The 775-nt window shown below is 37.7% G+C and carries 1 protein-coding gene; it reads right to left on the reverse strand.

Annotation, left to right across the window (positions count from 1 at the left end; all coding sequences use genetic code 11):
* Nucleotides 1–401 precede the first annotated feature (401 nt).
* Nucleotides 402–545, reverse strand: a complete 144-nt coding sequence (locus L2764_RS27465) for a PA3496 family putative envelope integrity protein (RefSeq protein ID WP_248943494.1) — start codon at nucleotides 543–545, stop codon at nucleotides 402–404.
* Between the last annotated feature and the right edge of the window lie 230 nt (nucleotides 546–775).

A 775-nucleotide genomic window follows, 5' to 3' on the forward strand; every position in this document is an offset into this window, starting at 1 on the left:
CCACTCTTCATGAGAACGTTTAGTCATGTTAACTCCTGATGTGATAGTCAGACGTTAAAATAAGGGATCAATGAACGCAGTTGAAGATGTACTTGCTCGGACGGTTACCCTAAAGGTGATCTTGAACAGAAATTGATTGAGATTCAGAGGGTGAATGAAGATTTTAAACAAGAAATTACCCGAGCTCAAATTTTATTCAATTTGGAGTTGTAAACTGTAATCCTAGAAATTTACGCCACCACGACACCATCAGTAAATGATCAGGCTAAAACCATCTTAATATATATCAATGGGTTTGAATTGAGTACACCCTAATGGAACCAACTAATTACAAGTGGTCAAACTCGTTCCATTGGGCCTCATACCCCTACATTAATTTCTGAAAATTAATTGTTATATGGTCATAATTCAAGGGCTGCCTTAAGTTCCCTTTGTTCTTCAATATCTTCTATGCGCCTACGGGTTTTCATAGCTTCGGGATTGCTTGCTTTTCTTGATGGTTTATCTGACTTCTTAGGCTGGGTAACAAACTCTCTTTTTTTCACGTTAACTCTCTATCAAAATAAAGTAATCTGACATTATACCAAGTGATAAGAGGGGAGCGCAAAAATTCCAGAAACCATTGACTTTTTTGCTGGGTTATAATGGATTGAGTTTTATTTTTGGCTCCGTTGCAAAGTTTAGCTGGAGTCTGATTTTTCTGTTAATTCATCGCCTAGAAAGTAAATTGTCTCTCAATTAGGCGCACTTCGGCTAAGGAGCCACGACCATACAA

This window comes from Shewanella surugensis (assembly GCF_023284005.1).
In the GTDB taxonomy this organism is placed as follows: domain Bacteria; phylum Pseudomonadota; class Gammaproteobacteria; order Enterobacterales; family Shewanellaceae; genus Shewanella; species Shewanella surugensis.